The organism is uncultured Bacteroides sp., from assembly GCF_910586915.1.
In the GTDB taxonomy this organism is placed as follows: Bacteria; Bacteroidota; Bacteroidia; order Bacteroidales; family Bacteroidaceae; genus Bacteroides.
The window spans coordinates 1-4841 of sequence record NZ_CAJULN010000077.1; the positions used below are offsets into that span (position 1 = coordinate 1).

Here is a 4841-nt window from a genome sequence, read left to right on the forward strand (position 1 = left end):
TGTGGCGGACAATCAATTGACGTTGTTCTGATTACTTATATCGAACTCACGTTAACTATAGATTTACACGCTTTGCAATCCTTGTAAAGAAATTACCAACAGATTCAAAGGTCGTGATGTGGCAAGGTCTCACTCAACTTGGGTGGTATCCGGAATAATAATCACTATTGAATAATAAAAAGCCTTTCCTTCCGGAAAAGCTCTTGATGGGGAAAGAGAGGTTCGGGGGGCAAACTACGCCGACCACGAGATTGTTTGCTCCATCGAGTAGTAGTATCTGAACATATCGCGTCCGTCATCGGATTGCCGCTTGCTCTGCATGAACGCTTCTTAGTCAAAGTATCGGGTACAGTAGCCAATATTTATTTTAGAGTTTATGCTCTGTTGAGTATGTCGAGGTTGATGTTACCGTAACGCTGGAAGTGCTTGAAAAGCTTGTCCATCTGGTCGTTGGTGTGGATGGGAATACGCTCCTTGTTGGATTTCTTTTCTCGTAGTTTCTGCTCGATTGTGCGGATGTGGGTGTTCTCGAAAGGTTTCTCAAACACTTTTTTCACAAATCGGGCGATTACACCTACTTGCAGACGAAGGAATTTGCCAACATTATAACCAAGATGTTTCAAATCCTCTTTTGTCAGATGGTTGGTTCTGAGATTGACGGGCGTGAATGGTGGCATCTCATTTACCGTCCATATCTTGGCATTGTGATGTAGTTTCTGTAACTCATCAGCTTCGAGATAGGGTTGCATCATGAACGTGATGTAAGCACAGATAAAGTCTATTTGGGTGAGGCTGAATTTCATATCTTCCTCTGCGAGTTCAGTATGTGCGGCGTTACACTGTTCATGTTGCAGCAGCAGTTGCTTCTGAATTTCCGAATGTTCCTTGTCTGATTTCAAGGCTTTCAGTGCGGCTTCAATCTGGTCGGAATAATAGACATCGCCGTTTGCATCAATGTATGCCTCTTCCTCCCATTCCTCAATGCGAATCTTGCCATCATCCTGCTTGATGCGGTTTTCTTTGGCGGTTTTGGTAAAACAACCGATTGAATCGTCACTTTTGGGATATGCGCGGACACGGTATATGCCGAGTTCAAGTTCTTTCTTTATATGCTTGGGCTGGAGACTTACCCATTCATTGTATAGCGTATCCGATTCCAGAACTTCCTCAAGTCCATGACCTCCTATATAATCCTCAAAATAAGGATATTCGCCACGAGCTTCATCCCGCTCTTGAAGGCTGCTATACTCTGTGATATTGTCTTCAATGCTATCGAAAACGACATCATCAATATCTATAGCTCCGATTTTTATTCTTGTGCCATCTTCAAGCGTCAGATATTCGACATCTTCCTCGATTTCTTCATTGGAATTCACCGGAAAAGTATTCTCCGGACAAATGTTTCATGGTCTTGCGCAGGGGCAGAACCTTCCATAATGGAAGGTTCCAGCTCTTCTACGGTGGGTATGGCAATCTGTTCGCCGGTGGTAGTCTCGGCAATAGCCATGACTTCACGGCGGCGAAAAAGAGATTGAAAGCGGTTGAACACATCTTCGATTACCGATTGGAAACCGCAATAGATACCGATTGAGAGGACAAAGAAAACGGCAAAGAGTATATTGCCGGTAAATTGGTCTGTGCCAAAACGGTGAATGGCAGCGTGGCGACCAAGTAAAGCCATTATGCCACATCCGGCAACAACGGCACTCCAGATAAAAATTTTGTCCCGGGTAGGGGAAGCATAGCTCCTCGTGCGCTGGGGCGTATTTCTCATAAGCAAACAGTGGATTAAAATTTCATGTCTTTATAGACAATTTAACCCACTATTTTGTTCAGTCGTAATTAATAATAAGCACTCACAAATATGCGTACCTGGCAGCTGAATGTATTTTTCCAATCATCAGTGTGTTTCTCTAATTTATATTCACATCTCATGCCACGTAACATATTGCCAAACTCATCCATGAGTGCGCCTCGTCCATTCTCTTGATAAAAAGGACTGACACATACTAAAATATGATTGTGATTCATATCTGAATTTAAAATACGGGCAATGTCGTGACGTTCAAACTCAATTATATCTAAAACATTCGAGAATAGATGGATTACCGTATCAGATTGCGGACGTATATAGTCTTCTGTCAATTTTCCGGCAGAGACATTATATGCTGTTATTTTAGAGTTTTCATAAAACTGCTCCAAATATTGTAATCCTTGCGTCAGTGAAGCTTTACTTGGTTCGATTACAGTGAAATCGGATATTTTATCGTGGTCAATATAATGGTTCTTAAGAAAGTCAGACAACACCATTTCTGCAATACATTGGCCACAACCATAGTCAACGACAGAGATACTTCCTTCTGACCATACCTTATTTGGGATGCGGTCATACGCTATCTGAAGCTTTTGTCTATGTATTTCTCCGTAAGAAGATATATACATATCAAGCTGCTCTTTAGTCGTGAGGTTGGCGAGGCCGTTCTCCAACTCATCTTTCAGCTTCTTTTGTTTATTCTCTGAAAGTGAGTTGATATGTTGTTTCACAGACTCCACAACATCGTCAAACGATAATCGAGAGGCATTGAATTGTGGGATAAAATGAAGTGCTGATGTCTGTTTCATATAATTGAATCGTTGTCGGGGAACTGTTGGTGCATAAGGTAGTTTTGACGGGCGGAAACCGGGGACGTGTTGGCGTAGCAGTATGCGCATCCGTGGGGGCAGGTATTGTAAACCCCGATATCCTTTGATGCGATACAACCGCATAGTTTGCGTTGCCCCTTGTCTGTTTTATAATTGCGAATTATAGGTTCTAATTTCGGTGATAAACGACATATCAGCTCCGGGTCTATGCAGCGGTTGTGACTGATTCCAAATTCTGACAAGTCAATTTTTTCAGCGCAGGTAGCAAGTTCAAGACCGAGGTTCATATCTGTCAGTCTGCGTGAAAATTCAACCATTTCGTCCTCCGGCCACTCATGATAGTTAATCCCTGCCTCGGAAAGATTCCGACCGACTTTGCGATACGAGGATATATCAGCAAAACTAAACACCAGTTTCTCGACATATCCGCGTAATTCGCCTGCTATATTGCTGATTTTATGCAATAAATCCTCTGCCGAAATTCTGTCTGTCAGAATCAACGGGTCGAATCGCCAAACGACTGAACCTAAGCCCAATTCATCAACCAGACGTTTGAATGTTTCAATTCGCCCGTGCAAAGGTGGAACACTCGGCTCTAATCCCTCGGCTTCGTAGTCATTAAGTGTATATTGGACGTAACAACCAATCCCTTTTTGTTTCAAGATTGTCAGGAACGGCAATAGTGGCGCAGGATTCTTCGACCAGAATACGATGAATTTGGTATTGTCAAAAGAAACGTATGAATCTTTGCCATTGTAGGGGTTACGCCATCTTACATGCCCTTTGCCGAGACGATTGAAAAACCAGTTACTGTAGAATGCCGGAATATCGGTGGCACGACTTGCCGAAACAATCAGCGGAGCCTGCGCATCGACAATATTGCCGTCATCTAATGTAAGTTTTATCTTTTCGTTTTTCATGGTGCAAATTTAATATCGAATATGGGCAACAATAAGGCGCACTAATGCTAATAAATGTTATACTTTATAATTGTGGCAAAAAAGCCATATATAAACCGAATAGAGTCTGTTTATCGGCAAGTTTTTACAAGAGTATCCATAATTAAATATGATTGCTCTTTCGGCTCGTGCATTGGGATTATTCACAAAATTGTCAAGGAGACACGCCTTCCAAGGCCCTCGAAGATTCGGAAGAGTGTGTTGAGCTGCACATCGGCTTTCCCGTTTTCTAGACGGGAGATATAGGTTTTCTTTGTGCCGATACGCTCTGCAAGCTGTTCTTGTGTCAGTCCCGCTTTAAGACGTTCTGCTTTAAGCGTCTCAGCCAGACAAAAGGCGGCTGCGTCGGCATCGAACTGTTCACGCTCGGCAGTTCCGGGTTTGCCATATTCCGCATCAAGAAGCTCGTCGAATGTACGCGCGTTCATGATGGCTTCTTTCTTTGCTTTATCCATTATCTTTATCGTTAAAGTATTCTTTCATCAATTTTTTAGCTCGATCGATTTGTTGTTTTGGGGTTTTCTGGGTCTTCTTCTGAAAACCATTGAACAGAATCACAAGTGAACCCTCGTCAAAGCAACAGAAGATTCGGAATATATTGCTTCCGACTTCGACACGGATTTCATATAATCCGTCCGCATCTTCCATATTCTTGAGAATAGTCTTTGGAACTCTACCTACAGTCCTTATAACATTGATGCAGTAGTTGATTTTGCGTCTTACTGCATCTGTCTGAGACACGTAGAACTCTTTGAAGAAGTCCTTGTATAACTTTATGGCTCTATTTGCCATATCTTATTATGTAACTGCAAAGTTAACTAAAAAGTTTACTTTGGCAAAATTATTCATATATTTATTTCAGAGAGATTGAGTTGGTGGCATCACAGGTTATGATGATACCCGCATGGCTGGAGATTTCCGCAGAAAACAGGAGGCTTGACCTTGCTTTCCCGTCCAATCCCGGAATTACCTTTGCGCCCAGAACGGAAATGACTGCCTGATGCGGCTCACTGAAAGGCGCGGAAATGGAGGTAAACGGAAGTGGAGGCAGATTGGACAGGAAAACTTCAAAAGAGAAATCCGTAAAAAAAAGAAGTCCACAAAAGAAAAAGGGAGATAGCCGGAAGCGTGAAACCGGGCAAACCACCGTGTGGAAAGTATGGTTTTATATATCCGGCAGGACGTGTCCGGTCGGATATATAAAATCATTCTTTCAGGTTTGCCTGCCGTGGGTGACGG

Annotated in this window: 7 protein-coding genes; 1 reads left to right on the forward strand and 6 read right to left on the reverse strand. The window is 42.7% G+C overall.

Annotation, left to right across the window (positions count from 1 at the left end):
- Nucleotides 1-374: 374 nt before the first annotated feature.
- From QZ331_RS14245 to QZ331_RS14270, 6 genes are all read right to left on the reverse strand, one after another.
- Nucleotides 375-1376, reverse strand: coding sequence for a hypothetical protein (locus QZ331_RS14245; protein WP_294631393.1), 1002 nt, complete (start codon nt 1374-1376; stop codon nt 375-377).
- Entirely contained in the window at nt 1373-1774 is a 402-nt protein-coding gene (locus tag QZ331_RS14250) for a hypothetical protein (RefSeq protein ID WP_294631395.1), read from the reverse strand. Before QZ331_RS14250 ends, QZ331_RS14245 begins: the two co-directional genes overlap by 4 nt.
- 68 nt (nt 1775-1842) lie before the next feature.
- Nucleotides 1843-2622 (reverse strand): hypothetical protein, encoded by a 780-nt coding sequence (locus QZ331_RS14255; protein WP_294631397.1) that lies wholly within the window; start codon nt 2620-2622, stop codon nt 1843-1845.
- Nucleotides 2619-3563: a DUF1848 domain-containing protein gene (locus QZ331_RS14260; protein WP_294631399.1), complete on the reverse strand. Its 945-nt coding sequence runs from the start codon at nt 3561-3563 to the stop codon at nt 2619-2621. The genes QZ331_RS14255 and QZ331_RS14260 overlap by 4 nt, the downstream gene beginning before the upstream one ends.
- Before the next feature lie 182 nt (nt 3564-3745).
- Nucleotides 3746-4030, reverse strand: coding sequence for a helix-turn-helix transcriptional regulator (locus tag QZ331_RS14265; protein WP_294631401.1), 285 nt, complete (start codon nt 4028-4030; stop codon nt 3746-3748).
- 19 nt (nt 4031-4049) lie between these two features.
- The gene (locus QZ331_RS14270; RefSeq protein ID WP_294631403.1) at nt 4050-4394 is read right to left on the reverse strand and encodes a type II toxin-antitoxin system RelE/ParE family toxin; all 345 of its coding nucleotides are present in this window, start codon (nt 4392-4394) and stop codon (nt 4050-4052) included.
- A 233-nt stretch (nt 4395-4627) separates the two neighbouring features.
- Between QZ331_RS14270 and QZ331_RS14275 the strand changes: the two genes are divergently transcribed.
- The coding region (locus QZ331_RS14275; RefSeq protein WP_294631405.1) for a hypothetical protein at nt 4628-4841 on the forward strand (214 nt) is incomplete at its 3' end.